General features: G+C 69.9%; 19 protein-coding genes. 12 read left to right on the top strand and 7 right to left on the bottom strand.

The window, feature by feature from the left end; translation table 11 throughout:
• Nucleotides 1–40: 40 nt before the first annotated feature.
• Nucleotides 41–811, bottom strand: a complete 771-nt coding sequence (locus tag FHR32_RS21580) for an SURF1 family protein (RefSeq protein WP_184755941.1) — start codon at nucleotides 809–811, stop codon at nucleotides 41–43.
• Nucleotides 812–955: 144 nt separating this feature from the next.
• Here FHR32_RS21580 and FHR32_RS21575 point away from each other — a divergent pair, with 144 nt between their 5' ends.
• The 4 genes from FHR32_RS21575 to FHR32_RS21565 all read left to right on the top strand — a co-directional run bounded on the left by FHR32_RS21575 (nucleotide 956) and on the right by FHR32_RS21565 (nucleotide 3,061).
• Nucleotides 956–1,123: a hypothetical protein gene (locus FHR32_RS21575; protein WP_184755940.1), complete on the top strand. Its 168-nt coding sequence runs from the start codon at nucleotides 956–958 to the stop codon at nucleotides 1,121–1,123.
• A 138-nt stretch (nucleotides 1,124–1,261) separates the two neighbouring features.
• The gene (locus FHR32_RS46760) at nucleotides 1,262–1,414 is read left to right on the top strand and encodes a hypothetical protein (protein WP_312882560.1); all 153 of its coding nucleotides are present in this window, start codon (nucleotides 1,262–1,264) and stop codon (nucleotides 1,412–1,414) included.
• Nucleotides 1,405–1,749 carry a hypothetical protein gene (locus FHR32_RS46755; protein ID WP_312882558.1) on the top strand — a complete coding sequence of 115 codons (345 nt, stop codon included), beginning with the start codon at nucleotides 1,405–1,407 and terminating at the stop codon, nucleotides 1,747–1,749. Before FHR32_RS46760 ends, FHR32_RS46755 begins: the two co-directional genes overlap by 10 nt.
• 76 nt (nucleotides 1,750–1,825) lie before the next feature.
• On the top strand, nucleotides 1,826–3,061 hold the full coding sequence (locus FHR32_RS21565) for an inorganic phosphate transporter (RefSeq protein ID WP_246466256.1): 1,236 nt from the start codon (nucleotides 1,826–1,828) through the stop codon (nucleotides 3,059–3,061).
• Here the strand turns inward: FHR32_RS21565 and FHR32_RS21560 are convergent.
• Entirely contained in the window at nucleotides 3,058–4,818 is a 1,761-nt protein-coding gene (locus tag FHR32_RS21560) for a gamma-glutamyltransferase family protein (RefSeq protein ID WP_184755938.1), read from the bottom strand. The genes FHR32_RS21565 and FHR32_RS21560 overlap by 4 nt on opposite strands.
• A 150-nt stretch (nucleotides 4,819–4,968) precedes the next feature.
• On the opposite strand from FHR32_RS21560, the gene FHR32_RS21555 reads away from it, so the two are divergent.
• From FHR32_RS21555 to FHR32_RS21545, 3 genes are all read left to right on the top strand, one after another.
• Entirely contained in the window at nucleotides 4,969–6,081 is a 1,113-nt protein-coding gene (locus FHR32_RS21555; RefSeq protein WP_184755937.1) for a sensor histidine kinase, read from the top strand.
• Entirely contained in the window at nucleotides 6,078–6,725 is a 648-nt protein-coding gene (locus tag FHR32_RS21550; RefSeq protein ID WP_184755936.1) for a response regulator, read from the top strand. The genes FHR32_RS21555 and FHR32_RS21550 overlap by 4 nt, the downstream gene beginning before the upstream one ends.
• A gap of 94 nt (nucleotides 6,726–6,819) precedes the next feature.
• Nucleotides 6,820–7,443 carry a Uma2 family endonuclease gene (locus FHR32_RS21545; RefSeq protein ID WP_221465500.1) on the top strand — a complete coding sequence of 208 codons (624 nt, stop codon included), beginning with the start codon at nucleotides 6,820–6,822 and terminating at the stop codon, nucleotides 7,441–7,443.
• Between the two features lie 54 nt (nucleotides 7,444–7,497).
• Here FHR32_RS21545 and ald read toward each other — a convergent pair whose 3' ends face one another.
• Together ald and FHR32_RS21535 are read right to left on the bottom strand one after the other, a co-directional pair.
• Entirely contained in the window at nucleotides 7,498–8,613 is a 1,116-nt protein-coding gene (ald, locus tag FHR32_RS21540) for an alanine dehydrogenase (protein ID WP_184755934.1), read from the bottom strand.
• Between the two features lie 121 nt (nucleotides 8,614–8,734).
• Entirely contained in the window at nucleotides 8,735–10,129 is a 1,395-nt protein-coding gene (locus tag FHR32_RS21535; RefSeq protein ID WP_184755933.1) for an aspartate aminotransferase family protein, read from the bottom strand.
• A 281-nt stretch (nucleotides 10,130–10,410) separates the two neighbouring features.
• Between FHR32_RS21535 and FHR32_RS21530 the strand changes: the two genes are divergently transcribed.
• Nucleotides 10,411–11,757 (top strand): M20/M25/M40 family metallo-hydrolase, encoded by a 1,347-nt coding sequence (locus tag FHR32_RS21530; protein ID WP_184755932.1) that lies wholly within the window; start codon nucleotides 10,411–10,413, stop codon nucleotides 11,755–11,757.
• A 118-nt stretch (nucleotides 11,758–11,875) separates the two neighbouring features.
• Here FHR32_RS21530 and FHR32_RS21525 read toward each other — a convergent pair whose 3' ends face one another.
• From FHR32_RS21525 to FHR32_RS21515, 3 genes are all read right to left on the bottom strand, one after another.
• Complete coding sequence (locus tag FHR32_RS21525; RefSeq protein WP_184755931.1) at nucleotides 11,876–13,093, bottom strand: hypothetical protein; 1,218 nt, start codon at nucleotides 13,091–13,093, stop codon at nucleotides 11,876–11,878.
• Complete coding sequence (locus tag FHR32_RS21520; RefSeq protein ID WP_184755930.1) at nucleotides 13,090–13,590, bottom strand: SigE family RNA polymerase sigma factor; 501 nt, start codon at nucleotides 13,588–13,590, stop codon at nucleotides 13,090–13,092. Before FHR32_RS21520 ends, FHR32_RS21525 begins: the two co-directional genes overlap by 4 nt.
• A 365-nt stretch (nucleotides 13,591–13,955) precedes the next feature.
• Nucleotides 13,956–14,162, bottom strand: coding sequence for a hypothetical protein (locus FHR32_RS21515; RefSeq protein WP_184755929.1), 207 nt, complete (start codon nucleotides 14,160–14,162; stop codon nucleotides 13,956–13,958).
• A gap of 6 nt (nucleotides 14,163–14,168) precedes the next feature.
• On the opposite strand from FHR32_RS21515, the gene FHR32_RS21510 reads away from it, so the two are divergent.
• From FHR32_RS21510 to FHR32_RS21495, 4 genes are all read left to right on the top strand, one after another.
• A complete protein-coding gene (locus FHR32_RS21510) occupies nucleotides 14,169–15,314 on the top strand; it encodes a helix-turn-helix domain-containing protein (RefSeq protein WP_184755928.1) in 1,146 nt (381 codons plus the stop codon).
• A gap of 7 nt (nucleotides 15,315–15,321) precedes the next feature.
• Nucleotides 15,322–15,633 (top strand): 4a-hydroxytetrahydrobiopterin dehydratase, encoded by a 312-nt coding sequence (locus FHR32_RS21505; RefSeq protein WP_184755927.1) that lies wholly within the window; start codon nucleotides 15,322–15,324, stop codon nucleotides 15,631–15,633.
• Nucleotides 15,634–16,018: 385 nt separating this feature from the next.
• Nucleotides 16,019–16,777: an ABC transporter ATP-binding protein gene (locus FHR32_RS21500; protein ID WP_184755926.1), complete on the top strand. Its 759-nt coding sequence runs from the start codon at nucleotides 16,019–16,021 to the stop codon at nucleotides 16,775–16,777.
• Nucleotides 16,774–19,059, top strand: a complete 2,286-nt coding sequence (locus FHR32_RS21495; RefSeq protein WP_184755925.1) for a YhgE/Pip family protein — start codon at nucleotides 16,774–16,776, stop codon at nucleotides 19,057–19,059. The genes FHR32_RS21500 and FHR32_RS21495 overlap by 4 nt, the downstream gene beginning before the upstream one ends.
• Nucleotides 19,060–19,106 lie beyond the last annotated feature (47 nt).

Raw genomic sequence — 19,106 nt, 5'->3', positions numbered from 1 at the left:
CCTCGGTCTGGGAGTTCGGACACGGAAACGATATGCGAGCTCAGGCGGCGGCCGGTTCGGGGCCGGAATCCTTCTCGCGCTCCTGGTCCCGCGCGGCCATACGACTGCGCAGGAAATCGCGCACGAAGTGCCACCACATGAAGACCGAGAACAGCCCGAAGATCCACCACTGGGCGGCGTAGGCGAGGTTGCGCCAGGTGAGGCCACCGGCCTCGGTCGGAGGGGGCATGCTCACCGGCCTGGCCGCGACGGCCGGGGCCGGGGACTGCGCGGTGGCCACCACGAACCCGTCGCGCAGCTTCGCGCCCCGCCACAGGTTGATCAGTTCCGCCGACGACACGGTCATCACCTGCCCCTGCGGCAGCTGCCGGATGCGGCGCTGCACGCTGTCGGTGGCCTCCGAGAGCTGCAGCCGCCCGGTCACGGTCACCGTGCCCGCCGGCACGGCGGTGGCCGGGTCGTCGGCCCTGGGCACCCAGCCCCGTACGACGGGGACCGAGGTGCCGTCACCGAGGTCGAGGGAGGTGAGCAGCCACAGCCCCCCGTCCCGCTCGGCCACCAGGAGCTGCCGGGAGCTTTCGAAGGTGCCCTCCGCCGTCACCTGGCGGCCGGCCGCGTCGCTCGTCATGCGCTTGCCGGGCTGGGTGAGGGTGCCGACAGCCACCGGAGCGGGATCGCGCGTCGCGTGAGGCCTGCCCGAGTCCTCGAAGACGCCGAGCTGCCAGCGGCCGAGCAGTCCGCAGACGACAAGCGCCCCGATCGCGAGCAGGTGGAGCACCAGCGCGCGAGGAGAGAACAGGATGCGGAGCATGACACCACGCTATCCGCCCCAACCGGCGGTCCCGTCCTCAGTACCGCATCTCACCCATGCCGTCAGCCCCACCGGTCACGGACCCTCCACAAAAGTGGCACAAACTGGTGTTGAAGGGCATTCGATATCGATAAAGTCGACCCCATGTCTGATCCTCAGCTTGACCCGTCCGGCAGCACCCAGCAGTTCCGCGCGTTCGCGCAGCGGAATGAGCCCGAGGCCGCGCCCCAGAAGCGTTCGCTGACCGTGCCGATCGCGGTGGCGGTCGCGGTGGTGGCCGTCATCGCCATCGCCGCCTACCTGATCCTCTAGAGGTCAGGAGACCGACAGCGCCGACGGCATCGCCTTCGGCGCTTTTCGCGTTTCCTCCGAAGGGGGCAGGGGGACCTCCATCGGTTCGGTAAGGAGGTCGCCGCACTGGAGTACGACGACGACGCCGATCACTGGCGGGTGAGCACCGCCGACGGTGAGACGTTCACCACCAACGCGGTGGTCTCCGCGACCGGCGCGCTGCATGTGCCGTCGTTTCCGGAGATCTCGGGCCGCGAGAGCTTCCGGGCCCTTCCTTCCACTCGGCCGGCTGGGACCACTCGGTGGACCTGACCGGTAGGCGGGTCGCGGTGATCGGCACCGGCGCCTCCGCCGTCCAGTTCGTCCCGCGGATGCGTACGGCGCTCACCCTGCCCGGCGCCGCGCGGACGCTGCATCGGCTGCAAGCGCATCCTTCTCTCCTCCGCCATGTGGTCGACTGCCTGCGTCTGCCGGCGAAGACCGGGGCCAGGGCCCTGGACGTCCGGCCCGAGGTGCCGGGCTTCACCACCGCTCACCCCGTCACCCGTCCGGGACGTCCCGGACGAGTGATCCCACGCTCCCCGCACGCGGCGGATCCGGCGCCGGGCGCGCCAGTGGCCGCGCCGGGAAATGCAATGACCGAGTAAGGGCTGAATTTACGGAAAGAATGGATTACCTATCACTAAAGACGATCAAGTGCACTTTATGGATGTGGGCCCGCTCTTGCTCGTCGTTGTCGTCGCGACGGCGCTGACCTTCGCCTTCACCAACGGATTCCACGACACCGCCAACGCGATGGCGACATCCATCGTGACCAGAGCGCTGCGGCCGAGGCTGGCCGTCGCGCTGTCGGCCGTCCTGAACTTCCTGGGCGCCTTCCTGTCGCTGAAGGTGGCCGCCACGATCGCCGAGGACATCGTGATCGGCGACGCGATCACGCTGACCGTCGTCTTCGCCGGCCTGCTCGGCGGCATGATGTGGAACCTGCTGACCTGGTACCTCGGCCTTCCGTCGAGCTCGTCCCACGCGCTCATCGGCGGGGTGGTGGGCGCGACCCTCGTCTCGGCGGGCTCATCCGCGGTCCGTGGCACCACGGCGGTGGCGGACGTCCTCGTCCCGGCGGTTCTGTCGCCGCTGCTGGCCATGCTCGTGGCGGGCATCGGCACCTGGCTCATCTACCGGATCCTCAGGAACGTGCCCGCCCGCATCCGCAGCAGAGGGATCCGGATGGGCCAGATCGGCTCGGCGTCACTGGTGTCGCTGGCCCACGGCAGCAACGACGCCCAGAAGACCATGGGCGTCATCACGCTCGCGCTCATCGTCCAGGGCACGATCAGGGACGAGGCCTCCGTCCCGACATGGGTGATCGTGAGCAGCGCGGCCGCGATGGCCTCGGGAACGTACGTCGGCGGATGGCGGATCATCCGGACGATGGGCAAGGGGCTGACCCCCATCCGGAGCCCGCAGGGGTTCGCCGCGGAGTCCTCCTCGGCCGCGGTGATCCTCGCCGCGTCGAACGCCGGGTTCCCGCTGTCGACCACCCAGGTGTGCTGCGGCTCGATCGTGGGCGCGGGAGCGGGCAGACGGCTCAGCGGGATCCGGTGGGGGGTGCTGGCCCGGATAGCGATGATCTGGCTGGCCACCATCCCGGCGGCCGGCGTGGTGGGAGCGGCCGCGTGGAAGGCCACCCAGTTCATCGGGGGCTTCCCGGGCGTCGCCGTGATGTTCCTGACGGCGCTGACCTTCGCCCTGGGGCTCTTCGTGGCCGCGGACCGGATGCCGGTCAACGCCTCCAACGTCAACCTCGCGTGGACGACCTGCGGCGCGCCGCTCCAGACCACCTTCGAGATGCCCGAGCCGGCCGGCGGACCGGCAGCGGCGAAAGGCCCTTCCCCCGCCCCGGGCCACCGGCGCGGGGCAGGGAACGACGACGTGAACGGCCCGCGTGGCCGGCGCTAACGGCGCTCGCTCACCACCAGGGCGCTGCCGCCGCCCCTCCTGGTGGGCTCGGCGACGGCCTGGAGCCTCCCGTGACGGAGGAACTCGACGGCGGTGGCCGCGCCGATCTCGGGAGTCGGCGTGAAGCTGTGCCCCCGGGAGGTGAGCTCGGGGCCGTAGCGGTCGATGAAGCCCTGCTCGGCCTGGGTCTGCGCGGTGTTGCGCTGGCTGGCGCGGGGGGCGGCCAGCGCGTCGGGCAGCGACATGCCGAGGTCCCAGCGGTTGACCAGGATCTGCAGCACGGTGGTGATGATCGTGGAACCGCCAGGCGAGCCCAGGGCGAGCACCGGCTCACCGTCGTTCAGGACGATCGTCGGGGCCATCGAGGAGCGGGGACGCTTGCCGGGCGCGGGCAGGTTGGGGTCGCCGGGCGCGGGACCGAAGGTGAAGTCGGTCAGCTCGTTGTTGAGCAGGAATCCCCTGCCCGGGACGACGATGCCGTTGCCACCGGTGGACTCGATGGTGATGTTGTAGGCGACCACGTTTCCCCAGCGGTCCGTCACGACCATGTGGGTGGTCTCCGGGCCCTCGGCGGGCGTCCGCGTCTCCTGCGCCGGAGACGCGGCCCGGCACGGCCCGTAGTCGCCGTCGGGGTCTCCGGCCGGAGCCGGGTTGGGCATCGCCCGCTCGCCGATCAGGCAGGCGCGCTCCTTGGCGAACCCGTCGGACAGCAGCTCCTTCAGCGGCACGCCCGGGATGTCGCCGACGTACTTGTTCCGGTCGGCGAACGAGAGCCGGGACGCCTCCAGATACTCGTGCATGCCGACCTTGGGAAGCGCCTCCAAGATGTTGAGCGCCTCGCCGACCGTGGAACCGCCCGAGGACGGCGGCGCGATGCCGTACACGTCCATGCCCAGGTAGGTCGTCTCCGTGGGCGGCCGTTCGATCGCCCGGTAGGCCGCCAGGTCGGACAGCTCCATCAGGCCGGGCCGCGCGTTGCGGGTGGAGCCGGGGGTGAGCGGCGGCTTCTTCACCGTGGCCACGATCTCCGCGCCGAGCCGCCCGCCGTACAGCCAGTCGCCGCCCTCCCTGCCGAGCCGGCGGTAGGTGCCGGCGAGCTCGGGGTTGCGGAAGGTGGAGCCCACCGGCGGTGGGGCGCCGCCGGGGAGGTACAGCTTGGCTGTGGAGGTGAAGTCCTTGAACCGGGCCGCGTTGGCGGCCGTCTGGTCGTGGAAGGTCTGGTCGACGGTGAAGCCCTCGGAGGCGACCTTGATGGCGGGCCTGAGCGCCTGCCCGAGCGAGAGCGTGCCGAACCGGCGCAGCGCCAGCTCCCACTGGGCCACGCTGCCCGGCACCCCCGCCGACAGCCCGCTGGTGACCGCGTCGTCGAACGGGATGCCCTCCAGGGAGGTCGCGGCCATCGCCCGGGGCGCCGTCTCCCTGCCGTCGATCGTGTGGACCTTCCGGTGGCGGGCGTCGTAGTAGACGATGAACCCGCCCCCGGCCAGTCCCGCCGAGTAGGGCTCGGTCACACCCAGCGTGGCCGCCGCCGCGACCGCGGCGTCCATCGCGTTGCCGCCCCGGCGCAGCACCCCCAGCGCGGCCTCGCTCGCGTCCAGGTCGACCGTCGCGACCGCCCCGCCGTATCCCTCGGCGACGGGCCTCTTGCCCACCGGTCCCACCTGCGCCGGTGGCGACGCCACCGCGGGCTGCGCGAAGAGGACGGAGCCGCCGACCAGGATCCCGGCGACGGACACGGCTAACTGGCGAGTGGTCATTAAAGCCTCCCACGGACGGCTTGTCTCCAGACTTATCCCAGCTTGTCCCACCCCGACTGCCCTGTCAGCCCCTCGTACCACCGGTGGCGTAGCGGCCGCTGCCCCGCCGGGGGGACGCGCAGGTCAACAGGGCGGACATAGAGTTCCAAGGTGCGCGCCAAACCCCGCTGGATCGACCCACTGCTCCCGCTGTTCCTGGCGGTCCTCCAGGTCATGGCGACCATGGGCGCGCAGTGGAACCAGCCCGACCGCGTCCCGGTGGACCTGCTCGGCAACGCGCTGCTGGTGGCCGGACCACTCGCCCTGACCGTACGGCGCCGCCACCCGGCGCTCACCCTGGCCGTCACCCTGCTCACCACCGCCGCCTTCATCGGCCGGGGCCACGCCTACGGCCCGATCTTCTTCAGCCCGATCATCGCGCTCTACAGCGCCGTCGTCCTCGGCCACCGGCGCGCGGCCTGGGTGGCCTCGGCCATGGCCTACGTGTTCTTCCTCGTCTACACGACCTGGCTGGCCCCGGTCCCCAGCCCCGGCCTGTGGCACACGGTCGCGATAGCCGCGGTCATGGGGGTCGTCCTGGCGTCGGGCGAGTTCGTCCGTGCCAGAAGGGATCGCCTGGCCGAGCACGAGCGGGTGGAGCAGGAGGAGGCCAGACGGCAGGCCAGCGAGGAACGGCTGACCATGGCCCAGGAGCTGCACGACGTGCTGGCCCACAACATCTCCCTGATCCACGTCCAGGCCTCCACCGCCCTGCACCTGATCGACGACCACCCCGAGCAGGCCCGCACCGCGCTCACCACCATCAAACACGCCTCCAAGGACGTGCTGACCGAGATGCGTTCCGTCCTCAACGTGCTCCGCAACGGCGCCCCCCGCTCCCCCACAGCCGGGCTGGGACGGCTGGACGAGCTCGTCGAGCGCAGCGGCCTGCCGGTCACCAGACGGATCACCGGCAGAATCAGGGCGCTGCCGCCGGGGGTGGACCGGGCCGGCTACCGCATCGTCCAGGAGGCGCTGACCAACGCCACCCGGCACGCACCGGGTTCGACCGTCACCCTCCTGCTGGAGTACGGCCCCCGCGAGCTGCTCATCCAGGTCACCGACTCCGGCGGCGGACCCCCCGGGGAGAGCCTGGGCGGCGGGAACGGCATCCCCGGCATGCGCGAACGGGCGACCGCACTCGGCGGCGCGCTGACCGCCGGTCATCATGGACAGGGCTTCCGCGTCGAGGCGCGGCTGCCGATCCCGGAGGAGACCGAATGATCAAGATTGTCCTCGCCGACGACCAGGCCCTGGTCAGAGCGGGATTCCGGGCCCTGCTCGACGCCCAGTCCGGGATGACGGTGGTGGCCGAGGCCGCCGACGGGGCCCAGGCCGTACGGCTGGCCACCGAGCACCAGCCCGACGTGGTCCTGATGGACATCCGGATGCCGGGCATGGACGGCCTGACCGCCACCCGCGAGATGCCCCCCGGACCGAAGATCATCATCCTGACGACCTTCGAGCTGGACGAATACGTCTTCGAGGCCCTGCGCAACGGCGCCAGCGGCTTCCTGGTCAAGGACACCGAGCCCGCCGAGCTGATCCAGGCGGTCCGCGTCGTCGCCGACGGCGACGCCCTGCTCTCCCCCGGGGTGACGCGCCGCCTGATCGCCGAGTACGCCAGCCGCGCCAAGCGGCCCCATCCCTCCGCGGACCTCGACCCGCTCACCGACCGCGAACGCGAGGTCCTGACACTGGTCGGCACGGGCATGAGTAACGACGAGATCGCCCGCACGCTCTTCATGAGCCCGGCCACCGCCAAGACCCATGTCAGCCGCGCCATGATGAAGCTGCACGCCCGCGACCGCGCCCAGCTCGTCGTCATCGCCTACGAGTCCGGCCTGGTCCGCCCCGGCTGGGTCTGACCCCGCGCTTTTACCGAAACCCTATTTCACAACGACCCATTTGAGATACTCAGCGTGTTCACAAGGACACGAAGGGAAACTCATAATCGTGCTCATGACATCGCGACGGCACGCCGCCGATCTGAGGCCCACCCCTGAGACCGCGTCCAAGCCCCTGCCCGGCACGGCACGCGAGCTCTTCGACGCGCTTCCACAGTTGCCCGGGCTCCGCACCGAAGTCATCGACGGGAGACTGATAGTGAGCCCGGTAGGCACCCCCGAGCACGCCAGGATCGCAATGCGCCTGTACAGCGCGCTCCTCCCCCTCATTGAGGAGAGAGGCTGGGACGGATTCAGCGGAAACGTCGACGTCTGCATCGACGGGCCCCGCGACCCGGTCGAGCCGGACTTCGTGCTGGCCCCGGCCGACTGCCCCCGCTGGGGCGACCGCGAGCTGCTCTCCTCGGGCCTGCTCATGGTCGCCGAGATCGTCTCGCCCGGCAGCGTCGTCGACGACCGCGATAGGAAGCCCGACCTGTACGCCGCCGGGCTGGTCCCCGTGATGCTCCTGGTCGACCCGGTCGCCGCGCCCGCCACGGTGACCGTTTTCAGCGATCCGAAGGGCGGCGAGTACCAGACCTTCTCCCGCGTCTCGGTGGGCAGCCCGCTCCATCTGCCCGACCCGGTCGGTTTCACCCTGGAGACCTCGGTCTTCGAGAGGGCGCTGGGCAATCCGTGAGCGCGTGCCCCGTTCCCACGACGGGCCCGGGGCACGCGAGGGTCGATCCCGCCGTCAGGCGGCGATGACCTGGGAGACCGGCACGGACGGCAGGTTGAGGGCGAGCCCGACCTGGTCGTTGGTGAGCTGTCCCGCGTGCGTGTTGAGACCCGGCGCGAGGCCGGCGTCCTGCTGGAGCGCCGGCTTCCATCCCAGACCGGCCAGCTTGACCGCGTAGGGCAGCGTCGCGTTGGTCAGCGCGTAGGTGGAGGTGTTGGCGACGGAACCCGGCATGTTGGCCACGCAGTAGAAGATCGAGTTGTGGACCTGGTAGGTCGGCTCGGCGTGCGTGGTCGGGCGGGAGTCCTCGAAGCAGCCGCCCTGGTCGATGGCGATGTCGACGAGCACGGAGCCCGGCTTCATGCGGGAGACCAGTTCGTTGGAGACGAGGGTCGGGGCCTTGGCGCCCGGGATCAGCACCGCACCGATGACCAGGTCGGCCTCCAGGACCTCCTTCTCGATCGCGTAGGAGGTCGAGACGAGGGTCTTCAGGCGGCCCTGGTAGATGGCGTCGATGAACCGCAGGCGGTCGATGTTGAGGTCGAGGACGGTGACGTCCGTGCCCATGCCGACCGCGATCTGCGCCGCGTTGAGACCGGAGACCCCGGCGCCGATGACGACGACCTTGGCGGGGGCCACGCCGGGCACGCCGCCGGGCAGGATGCCGCGGCCGCCGTTGAAGCGCATCAGGTTGTAGGCGCCGACCTGCGGGGCGAGGCGGCCCGCGACCTCGGACATCGGGGCCAGTAGCGGCAGGGTGTTGCCGACCTGGACGGTCTCGTAGGCGATGCCGGTGACCTGCTGCTCGAGCAGGGCGTCGGTGCACTCGCGACCGGCCGCGAGGTGCAGGTAGGTGAAGAGCACCTGCCCGGCACGCATGCGGTGGTATTCCTCGGCGATCGGCTCCTTGACCTTGAGGATCATGTCGGCCTCGCCCCACACCTCGTCGGCGGTGTCGAGGATCTTGCCGCCGGCGAACAGGTAGTCCTCGTCGAGAAGGTGGGAGCCGAGGCCCGCGCCGCGCTGGACGTAGACGTCATGGCCGTGACGGACCAGCTCGTGCACGCCCGCCGGAGTCGCGGCGACGCGGTACTCGTGGTTCTTGACCTCGGCGGGCACGCCGATCTTCATAAGGGTTCCTTCCGGATTGCAACGGAATGTCACAGCACGGGTCGAGCAGCGGGGGGGGGTGGGCCTTGAGCGGGCCGTACACGGCGGACGCGGGTGAGCGGGCCGTGTACGGCGGTGCGCTCTACAGCCGGGTCCACGCTTCCGTCAGCACGGAGCGGAGAATCGACTCGATCTCGTCGAACTCCTTGGGACCGCAGATGAGCGGCGGGGCGAGCTGGACCACGGGGTCGCCGCGGTCGTCGGCACGGCAGTACAGGCCCGCGTCGTAGAGGGCCTTGGACAGGAATCCGCGGAGCAGGCGCTCGGACTCGTCCGCGTTGAAGGTCTCCTTGGTCTGCTTGTCCTTGACGAGCTCGATGCCCCAGAAGAAGCCGGAGCCGCGCACGTCGCCGACGATCGGCAGGTCACGGAGACGCTCAAGGGTGGCGCGGAAGATCGGCTCGTTACGGGTCACGTGGCCGAGCAGGTCCTCACGCTCGAACAGGTCGAGGTTGGCCAGGGCGACCGCGGCGGAGACGGGGTGGCCGCCGAAGGTGTAGCCGTGGGCGAACATCTCGGTGCCGTTGCTGAACGGCTCGAACAGGCGGTCCGAGGCGATCATGGCGCCGATCGGCGAGTAACCGCTGGTCATGCCCTTGGCGCAGGTGATGATGTCGGGGACGTAGTCGAACTTCTGCCCGCCGAACATGGTGCCGAGGCGGCCGAAGGCGCAGATGACCTCGTCGGAGACGAGCAGGACGTCATACTCGTCGCAGATCTCGCGCAGGCGCTGGAAGTATCCGGGGGGCGGCGGGAAGCAGCCACCGGCGTTCTGCACCGGCTCGACGAAGACGGCGGCCACGGTGTCCGGGCCCTCCATCTCGATGGCGCGGGCGACGCGCTCGGCGGCCCAGTAGCCGTACTGCTCCGGGGTCATGCCGGGGATGCCGGTGATCTCGTCGGCGCGGTAGTGGTTGGTGTTCGGCACGCGGACCGAGCCGGGGACCAGAGGCTCGAACATCTGCTTGAAGGCGGGGATGCCGGTGATCGACAAGGCGCCCTGCGGGGTGCCGTGGTAGGCGATCTGACGGCTGATGACCTTGTGCTTGAGCGGCTTGCCGGTCAGCTTGAAGTACTGCTTGGCGAGCTTCCACGCGCTCTCGACGGCTTCGCCGCCGCCGGTGGTGAAGAAGACGCGGTTGAGGTCGCCGGGGGTCTCGGCGGCCAGCCGCTGGGCCAGCTCGACGGCCTTGGGGTGCGCGTAGGACCACAGTGGGAAGAAGGCCAGCTCCTGGGCCTGCTTGGCGGCGGCTTCGGCCAGCTCGCTGCGGCCGTGCCCCGCCTGGACCACGAACAGCCCGGCCAGGCCGTCAAGGTAGCGCTTACCGTGCACGTCGTAGACGTATGCGCCCTCACCCCGCACGATCATCGGGACTTCGGCGCCCTTTTCGGAGCTGTGCCGGCTGAAGTGCATCCACAGGTTGTCCTGGGCGGCCTGCATGAGCGATGCCACGTCGGTGTTTTCAAGGTGGGTCATTGCTATCTTCCCTCGATGGTCTGAAGCTCTCCACAGTGTGCACGCAGGAAGAACGACTTGCCAAGTGAAAACGTGGCAATAGAGTTCAAGAACTTCGGAATCCGCAAAACCATCCTGTAACAACAACGAAATCCGCGCACGAAGTCTGGGAGTGTCCGGACTTCGCGCACATCTTGACCCTGCCCGGCGGAACCGCGGTGTGCTGCAATCGATGCGAAACGCCGCCACCGGCCGGCTGTGATCAAATAGAACGACCTGATATTGAGATGCGAGGAAACGTCGTGACTCCTGACGAGATCGAGGGTGCCGTCACCGCGGGCATGCCCCAGGCGGTCGAAGACCTCAAGCGGCTCGTCGCCATCCCCTCCGTGGCCTTCCCCGGCCACCCCGAGGAGCCGGTGCGCGCAGCGGCCGCGGCGACCGAGGAGCTGCTGCGCAGCGCCGGGCTGCCGCACGTCCGGCAGATCCCGGTGGAGGGGAGCTTTCCCGCCGTCTACGCCGAGGCCCCGGCCCCGCCCGGCGCGCCGACCGTGCTGCTCTACGCCCACTACGACGTGCAGCCCGCGGGTGATCCCCTGCTGTGGCGCACCCCGGCCTTCGAGCCGACGGAGATCGACGGCGCCATCTACGGCCGCGGCGCGGCCGACGACAAGTCCGGCGTCATCTCCCACGTCGCCGCGCTCCGCGCCTTCCGGGGAAACTTCCCGGTGGGCATCAAGGTGATCGTCGAAGGCCAGGAGGAGTACGCCGGGGAGCGCCTTGAGGCCTTCGTCGAGCGGAACCCCGACCTGCTCCGCGCCGACGCGATCGTCGTCGCCGACTGCGGCAACCCGCACGTGGGCGACCCGGCGGTGACCACCTCGCTGCGCGGCATGGGCGCCTTCACCATCGAGGTGCGCACCCTGAGGGAGTCGCTGCACAGCGGCTCGTTCGGCGGCGCCGCCCCGGACGCCCTCGCGGCGCTGATCCGCATGCTGGCCGCCCTGCACGACGACCACGGCGACATCCGGGTGCCGGGCCTGCCGCGCGGCGCCTTCCTGGGCTCCGGCCCCTCGGAGGAGGAGTTCCGGGCGACCGCGGGCGTGCTCGACGGCGTCTCGCTGATCGGTTCCGGCACGCTGGCCGACCGCCTGTGGGCCTCCTACGCCATCACGGTCACCGGCCTGGACGTGCCGACCGTCTCCGGCGCCATCAACGCGGTCCAGCCGCTCGCGCGGGCCCGGGTGACCGTGCGCGTGCCTCCGGCGGGCGACCCGAAGACGACCGTGAACGCCGTCGTCGACTTCCTGCGGCAGGTCGCCCCCTGGGGCGTCGAGGTGAACGTCTCCGACCTCGTGCTGGGTTCCGGTTACCTCGCCGACTCCGGCGGGGCCGCCCGCGCCGCCCTGAACCGGGCGATGGAGCGCGCCTTCGGCCGGCCGCCGCGCGACGTCGGCGCCGGCGGCTCGATCCCGCTGGTCTCCACGCTCGTCAAGCAGTTCCCCGCCGCGTCGATCCTGCTCTTCGGCGCCGAGGACGACGACGCCTCGATCCACGCGCCCAACGAGCGGGTCAACATCGAAGAGCTCCGCCGTACGGCCGTCGCCGAGGCGCTCTTCCTGCAGGAGTACGGCTCCGCGACGGTCTAGCGAGACCCTTCGAAAGGACCCGTCCCACCCGGCGCGACCGGCGGGGGCGGGTCCTTTCCGCATCCTGGCCGGGTTCCGCCCGGCGCTCTCGCGGAGCCGGTCCATGGCCGGCAGCGGGCTACCGGATCCCGGCCAGGTCGATCAGGTAAAGGTCGTCCCCGAGCGTGTAGCTGAGGAGCCTGCCGGTCGGATCCTCGGACGGCAGGTCGATGGAAACCTCGAACGGCGGGCTGGTGGAAGAGCCCTCCTCCCGGATGCCCAGGTAGCCCGATTTACCGGTGTTCAGGTCGTACAGTCCCACGCCCTCGAACTTCCTGCCGCCGTACGTCGAGACGTAGAAGCGGTCCTGGGTCGGCGGTGTCATGCTGGACACGCTGGCGGGCACCATCTTCTGCGAGGAGCCGTCCCGATGCCGGAAGAAGGACTGGCCTTCCGAGGTCCTGCCCAGGCAGATGGTCACGCCGCAGAATCGGATCACCTCGCCGGGGTGGGTGACGGCGGTTCTGGTCTCGCCGGTCTCCACGTTCAGGATCCGGGCGAACTCGGTGCCGTGGGGCTCGCCTCCCCGCCCCGGCGTGCCGATCCACGGCCAGGCCAGCAGATGCATCCCGGTGCCTCCCTCGACCGGTTCCACCGTGCCGCCCTCCAGGGGGACGGCGAAGACCCCGCCCGTGTAGAGCGAGAAAACGATTTTGCCGTTGGCCACGGTGAGCGAGTCGATCCCGCTGCCGTCCCCCTCTTTGATGCTCTGGTCGGCGACGAGCTTTGCCGTCCCACCGCCCACCGGCACGGCCCAGAGGTGTGCGATGCGGTCCTTCGCCGCGCTCCACCACACCACGTGTCCATCGCCCACGGCGAAGCCGTTGGTGAAGCCCGACTTGCCCTCGGGCGACGGCAGGTCGGCGATCTTGCGTCGCGAGTCGTCGTCGAGGTCGTAGGCGTAGACGGCGGTCGGCTGGTCCAATCCCGCCGGAGCCGTCACGAGCAGCGTACGGTCGTCGATGAACGTCTGCGGTTGCCACGACGCCCCGTCGGGCCACTTCGCCGGGACCTTCCGCACCGCCTCCGGCCAGACCTTCTCCACACGCTCGGCCGGCGTCGCGGAGTGCGGCTCCGAAGCGGGCGCGGCCGTCATGGTCTCGCCGCCGCCGGGCATCACGGCGACGGTCCCGCCCGCGACCAGCAAGACCGCCGCGGCGGCCAGCACCACCCGGGCCCGCCGCCTCCTGCGCCGGTGGATCCGCTCGAGCCGCTCGGGCAGCAGGCCGGGCAGCCGGGGCGCCTGCCCGGCGGCTTGGCCGAACGTCCTGCGGAGAGTCTCCTCAACCTCGGTCATCGTACGTTCCCCCTACTCATCGGCTTAGTCGGAACGGCGCCGCGGAGTTTGTCGAGCGCGCGGGCGGCCTGGCTGCGTACCGTGCCGCGCGAGATCCCGAGCACGGCGGCGATCTCGGCGTCATCGAGTTGCTCGTAGTAGCGCAGCACCAGCACCGCGCGTTGCTTGCGCGGCAGGCCGGCCAGCGCCTGCCACATTCTTCCCTCGTCCCCGCTGGGCAGCGGGTCGTGGTGCTCGCGCTCCGGCAGGTCCCAGACGAGCTGCTCGCGCCTGCGTAACCGCCAGGTGGCGATGTGCAGCCTGGCCATCGTGGTACGCACGTAGCTCTCCGGGTTTTCCTTCAAGCGCAATCGATGCCAGGCGCCGCGCAGCTTCAGCAGCGCCTCCTGGACCAGGTCGGCCGCGTCATGCGGATTGCCGGCCAGCATGTAGCCGTAGCGCAACAGCGCGTCGCCACGTTCGGCGACGAACTCCGCGAAATGGGGATCAGCTTCCAACGGCCCTTGCCTTTCGTCATTTCCTCACCTTTGAGAGGAAGCAGGGGCGGAAACTGTTGCATGATGGGGTCCCCGTAGTGATCGCCGAAAATCCAACGGGTATCGCCGATCGGCGTCGACACGGAGCACCTGGGCGAGGTCAGCGGCATCCTCGACCCAGCGCGCCGCATCCGCCAACCGACACACCACCCTGCGACGCCCTCACATCAGAGCAGGTCCGTCTGGACGGCGCGGGGGCCGGGTAACGACTCCGGCCACCCGCGCCACGCACGGACCCGCACCCCTCCGTACGGGCCCGTACGCGAACGACGGCGCGGCGGCGGCGTGGGAAGCGGCACGGGAAGCCGGACCGCCGCCGCGCCTGCTCATGAGACCGCCCGCGCGCGGTGCTCCTGCTCGGCGATCAGCTCACGCAGCGTGCGTTCATCGTCGGCGTCGACGGTGCGGTGCGCCTCGGCGCGCTCGGCCGCGCGGGAGAACGGGCTCGTCCTGGTCGCCCACCAGCGCCCCTGGTCAGAGCGCCAGATCCGCCGGCCGGGACAGGACGGTGATGTGAGAGAGGAGGCTTGCATGAATCCATGACAACGCAGCGTGATCGATCACTGACAGGGGAGAATGGAGGAGATGAGCGGATCCCCCACATCCACATCCGCGAGGTGCCCGTGGACGAAATCCCCGCCTGGGCCGTCCGGCTGCGAGCCGAGCGGCGCAACCGGTGCTGGTCACAGAAGGAGATGGCCAAACGGCTAGCCGACGCGGCGGACGGACACGTCCGCGCTCACATGCCGACTCGGGAGTCGCTCACCCGGATGCTCCGCGACTGGGAGGCGGGCCGCTATCGACCGCGTGACCCTTACCCGCAACTGTACGCACGGGCGTTCGACATCGCCGAGGCGAAGCTGTTCGACGAAGCTCCCGACATCAGCAGTTTGCCAAGGTGGGAGCTGGACCTGCCTCCAATATCGGGTGTTGCCGCCCGATATGTCACTCCTGAGCTTGTCGGCTACTTCAAGGACCAGCTCTTAATTCACTATCGCGCAGATGCCCTTCTCGGCCCCCGTCACCTGGTAGGTCCTGTTTCCGCCCAGTTCGCATCGATCATCGAACTGGCAAGCAGCGCTGAACCCGAGCTCCGGCGTGAGCTGTTTCGCCTGGCCGCCGCTTACGCTGCGTTCGTCGGCTGGCTCTACCAGGACGCCGGATCAACCGAACGAGCGTTCTCTTGGCTAAGTACCAATTTGGAGATGGCCCATCGTGCGCACGATGTCCACATGGTGAGTCACGCCCTCACCAACCGCGCGATGCTATCGGCCGATCTCGGTGACGCTACCGCCGTCATCGATCTGACAGAGGCCGCGCTCGTCGACTTTCTGGTGGGCAACGCGTGCCGTACCCCGAACTATCTGTTGATCCAGCGCGCGACGTGCTACACCCGCCTCGGGCTCACCCAGCAGAGCAGCGCGTTGTGGGAGGAGATCATCCCCGCGATGCCCGCCACCTCCCGCCGGGACATCGGGGTGTTCCGGGCTCGGCAAGCTGTCGCGCTCGCCGTGACAGAGCCCGAGCAGGCCGCCGACGTAGCAGCAGAAGCACTCCAAATCGCCCAGGAAACGGGTTCAGCCCGGTTGATCCGCGAACTGGCCGGACTGCGATCCAGGATGACCCTCTGGGCGGACAGTTCGGTAGGAAGAGACCTGGCGGAGAAGCTGGCCGACCTCACATAGTGGACCCATGGCCATACGTGACCCCTTGCGAAGCGATGAAGTACGGCGTCGGCTCGACGCTCTCGACGGCTGGGATGGTGACGTCCACCAGATCAGCAAAACGTTCGCAGTCTCCTATGATTCCGCGATTCAGATCGTTACGGATATCGGCGCGGCGGCCAAAGAGCTGGAGCATCGGCCCGACATCGATATCCGTTGGGACCGCCTGCGGATCGCCATGACCACGCATACGGCAGGTGATGTCGTGACGGAACTGGACTTTCTTCTTGCCACTCGCATCGACCGGATCGCCGAAAAATACGGAGCCGTAACGGCCTGATCGTGAGGCAACCTGATCGATGGATCACGCATGTATGAGGGCGTGAGATCTGAGATCAGGAGAGTGATGGTTGAGCCGCCGCCCGGGATTTCGCCGCCGGAGCTCATGGCAGCCGAGCTCACGACGGTTGAGACCAAGGCCGCCGGGCTCACGGCGGATGGGCTGGACCGACGACGAGCCCGTCCTGCCTGAAGGCTGCACACCGAAGACGAAGAAGGCGTGTATTCGCCGGGGTTGGGAATCTGCCGTCGAGCCGGTCGCTCGCCTGGGCAGGTGAGCGACCGGCTTTCGTGAGAATCGCCACCTTTGACCGACCGGTCACCTGCGGGACGTCTTGGCATGATATTTTGCACTGACTGGTCAGTTTAAAAATCCGGAGGACGCGGTGTTCCACGGGGTCGCGGTGCACGCGATCGATCTGTCCCTCGAAGGCGAGCACGGATGGGTCTACCGCGACGTCGGCCTCATGGCCGAGCCGGGCAGCCTCACCGCCGTCACCGGGCAGGCGGGCAGCGGGCGCACGAGCCTGCTCCTGACCCTGGCGGGACGGATGAAGCCCACCACGGGCACGCTCACCGTCGGGCGGTACGACAAGCCGAGAAGCATCCGGCGCGTCGCCGCGCTCGGTCTGGTCGACGGGGTCAACGACCTGGAGAAGGCGCTGACGGTCCGCGAGCACCTGCACGAGCGGTCGCCGGGCATGTTCTGGGGCAAACGGCAGGAGTCACGGGCCGAGACCGCGCTGGCCCTGGCGGGCCTGGAGCCGTCCCCCGACGACCGCACCCTCGTCCGCGACCTGGGCCGGGAACAGCGGGTGCGCCTGGGGATCGCGCTCGCGCTGCTCGACACCCCGGGACTGCTGGTCCTCGACAACGTGGACACCGGCCTGTCCCGGGACCGTCAGGAGGCGCTCTGGGCGACGCTGGAAGAGCTGTGCGGTCTGGGACTGACCGTCATCGCGGCCTGCACGGAGAGCGAGCTGGCGACGGCGATCCATCTGCCCTCCGGGACCTCCGGCGGCGAAGAACCCGAAACCGTTCCTGACGCCGAAAAGCCTGCGGGGGCCGGCGAGCAGGACGGGGAGACGGTGGCGCGGGCCGTACCGGCTGAGGAGACCGAGGAAACCGAGGAGAAGGACCGATGAGATCGTTGCGGCTGGGACGGCTGGAGCTGCGGCGGTTCACCCGGTCGCGGCTGACCCGGGCGGCGCTGGCGGGGGTGGTGATGTTGCCACTGCTCTACGCGGGGCTGTACCTGTGGTCGTTCTGGGACCCGCAGGGCAACCTGGAGAACATCCCGGTGGCGCTGGTCGTGGAGGACAGGCCCGCGACCGCCGACGGCAAGACGGTCGACGCGGGCCGGGAGCTGGCCGAGGAGCTGCGGGACCGCGAGGTCCTCGGCTGGCACACGGTCGATGCCCGCCAGGCCGCCGACGGGGTGAACGACGGCAGCTTCTACCTGTCGCTGACGATCCCCGCCGACTTCAGCGCCCGGCTCGCCTCCCCCTCCGGCGACGGCACGCCGACCCCCGCCGAGCTCGGCGTGCAGGTGGACACCGGCCGCAGCTACATCATGGGCACGATCTCCGACGCGGTGTTCGCCGAGGTCAAGGACGCGGCGAGCCGTACCGCGCTGAAGGACTACTGGGACAACGTCTTCGTCTCCTTCGGAGAGCTGCACGACGCCACCGCCAAGGCCGCGAACGGCGCGGACGAGCTCCACGACGGTACGGCGGAGGCCGGCAAGGGCGCGTCCTCCCTGAACAGCGGCCTCGGCCAGGCCAAGGACGGCACCCACCAGCTCGCCGTGGGTCTGGGCAGCGCCAACACCGCCACCGGCAAGCTGTCCGCCGGAGCGGACAAGCTGACTCGGAGCCTGGGCCAGGCGGAGGACGGATCGCGCAAGCTGGGCCAGGGTCTGGCCAAGCTGGAAAAGGGCGCCAAGCAGGTCGCCGACGGCAACGCGCAGGTCTACGACCAGGTCCACGCGCAGGTGCCCAGACTCAACAAGGTGGCCGACCAGGTCATCCCGGTGCTGGAGGAGAACGGCACGCGGCTGCAGTCGCTCGCCGAGGCCGTCGAGCACGGCGCCAACCAGATCGCCGACAATGCGGGAGCGCTGCCCGGCGGGGTCAGGCAGGGGGCGGACCAGGCCCGGCAGCAGGCGCAGCAGCTGCAGAACTGGCTGGACGGCAACCCGGACGCGGACCCTCGGCTGCGGTCCATCGCCGAGCGGCTCGCCCAGTCCACCCAGGAGGTGACGGCCGGCCTGGAGGGTGCTTCCAGCGGCGGGGGCGGTGGCGACGCGGCGGCCCGGTTGCAGCGGGACGCCCGGAGGATCGCGGAGATCGCGGGCCGTACGGCGGAGATCGCTCCGACCGCGGGTCAGCGGCTCGACCAGGCCAGAGACAAGATCAACGAGCTGGACAAGGGGCTGGGCGAGCTGGCCGACGGCTCGGCGAAGGTCGAGGCGGGCCTCGGTGACGCGGCGGCCGCGGGCGGCGAACTCACCTCGGGGCTGGGCCGGCTCGGCGACGGCTCCGCCCAGCTCAGCCGGGGACTGTCCCGGCTGGGCGGCGGGATCGTCAAGCTGAGCGACGGCGCGACCCGGGTGGACACCGGGGTGGGCCGCCTGCACGAGGGCGCGGGGGAGCTCACCACCGGTCTCGGCAAACTGACCGACGGGTCGGCGGAGCTGAGCGACAAGCTCGGAGACGGGGCCCGGCAGATCCCCGACTACGGCAAGGGCGAGCGGGCGGACCGCAGCGACATGATGAGCGAGCCGGTCAGGCTGGCCAACCAGGTCCTCAACGAGGTGCCCAACTACGGCACCGGGTTCGCGCCGTTCTTCGTCCCGCTGGCGCTCTGGGTCGGCGCGATGGTGAGCTACATGGTGCTGCGCCCGCTCAACCCCCGCCTCCTGGCCGGTACGGCTCCCGCCTGGCGGATCGCGGTGGCGGGCTGGCTGCCGGGCCTGGTGCTGGGCGCCGCGCAGGTGGGCGTGCTGATGGCGGTGATCAGATTCGGGCTCGGCATGGAGGCCGCGCACTGGGCCGGGGTCGCCGGGATCCTGCTGCTGACCGCGGCCGCGTTCCTGGCGGTCGTACAGGCGGTCAACGCCCTGCTGGGTCCGCCGGGGCGGGTCGCGGTGCTGGCGCTGCTGATGCTCCAGCTCACCTCGTCCGCCGGCACCTACCCGATCGAGACCTCACCTGGCTTCTTCCAGACCATCTCGCCGTGGCTCCCGATGAGCTGGGTGGTCAGCGCGCTGCGCCGGCTGATCAGCGGCGGCGACCTCACCGTGGTCTGGCAGGCCTGCGGGGTGCTGGCCCTGACCATCGCGGTGGGTCTGAGCCTGACCGTCTACGCCGTGCACAGGGGGCGCACCTGGTCGATGCGGCGACTCCACCCCGAGCTGGCGCTCTGATCTACCGTTACCTCTCATGACGGAACAGCGGACCGGATCCGCGGACA

It is taken from the genome of Streptosporangium album, assembly GCF_014203795.1.
GTDB lineage: Bacteria > Actinomycetota > Actinomycetes > Streptosporangiales > Streptosporangiaceae > Streptosporangium > Streptosporangium album.
Note: the sequence above shows the minus strand (reverse complement) of the source record. Positions and strands in the feature narration are given on the sequence as shown.

Excerpts from the sequence above, each read along its gene's own strand:
- FHR32_RS21580 (WP_184755941.1), bottom strand. The coding sequence starts at position 811 with ATGCTCCGCATCCTGTTCTCTCCTCGCGCGCTGGTGCTCCACCTGCTC.
- FHR32_RS21575 (WP_184755940.1), top strand. The coding sequence starts at position 956 with ATGTCTGATCCTCAGCTTGACCCGTCCGGCAGCACCCAGCAGTTCCGC.
- FHR32_RS21560 (WP_184755938.1), bottom strand. The coding sequence starts at position 4,818 with ATGACCACTCGCCAGTTAGCCGTGTCCGTCGCCGGGATCCTGGTCGGC.
- FHR32_RS21550 (WP_184755936.1), top strand. The coding sequence starts at position 6,078 with ATGATCAAGATTGTCCTCGCCGACGACCAGGCCCTGGTCAGAGCGGGA.
- FHR32_RS21545 (WP_221465500.1), top strand. The coding sequence starts at position 6,820 with ATGACATCGCGACGGCACGCCGCCGATCTGAGGCCCACCCCTGAGACC.
- ald (WP_184755934.1), bottom strand. The coding sequence starts at position 8,613 with ATGAAGATCGGCGTGCCCGCCGAGGTCAAGAACCACGAGTACCGCGTC.
- FHR32_RS21535 (WP_184755933.1), bottom strand. The coding sequence starts at position 10,129 with ATGACCCACCTTGAAAACACCGACGTGGCATCGCTCATGCAGGCCGCC.
- FHR32_RS21525 (WP_184755931.1), bottom strand. The coding sequence starts at position 13,093 with ATGACCGAGGTTGAGGAGACTCTCCGCAGGACGTTCGGCCAAGCCGCC.
- FHR32_RS21515 (WP_184755929.1), bottom strand. The coding sequence starts at position 14,162 with ATGCAAGCCTCCTCTCTCACATCACCGTCCTGTCCCGGCCGGCGGATC.
- FHR32_RS21510 (WP_184755928.1), top strand. The coding sequence starts at position 14,169 with ATGACAACGCAGCGTGATCGATCACTGACAGGGGAGAATGGAGGAGAT.
- FHR32_RS21505 (WP_184755927.1), top strand. The coding sequence starts at position 15,322 with ATGGCCATACGTGACCCCTTGCGAAGCGATGAAGTACGGCGTCGGCTC.
- FHR32_RS21495 (WP_184755925.1), top strand. The coding sequence starts at position 16,774 with ATGAGATCGTTGCGGCTGGGACGGCTGGAGCTGCGGCGGTTCACCCGG.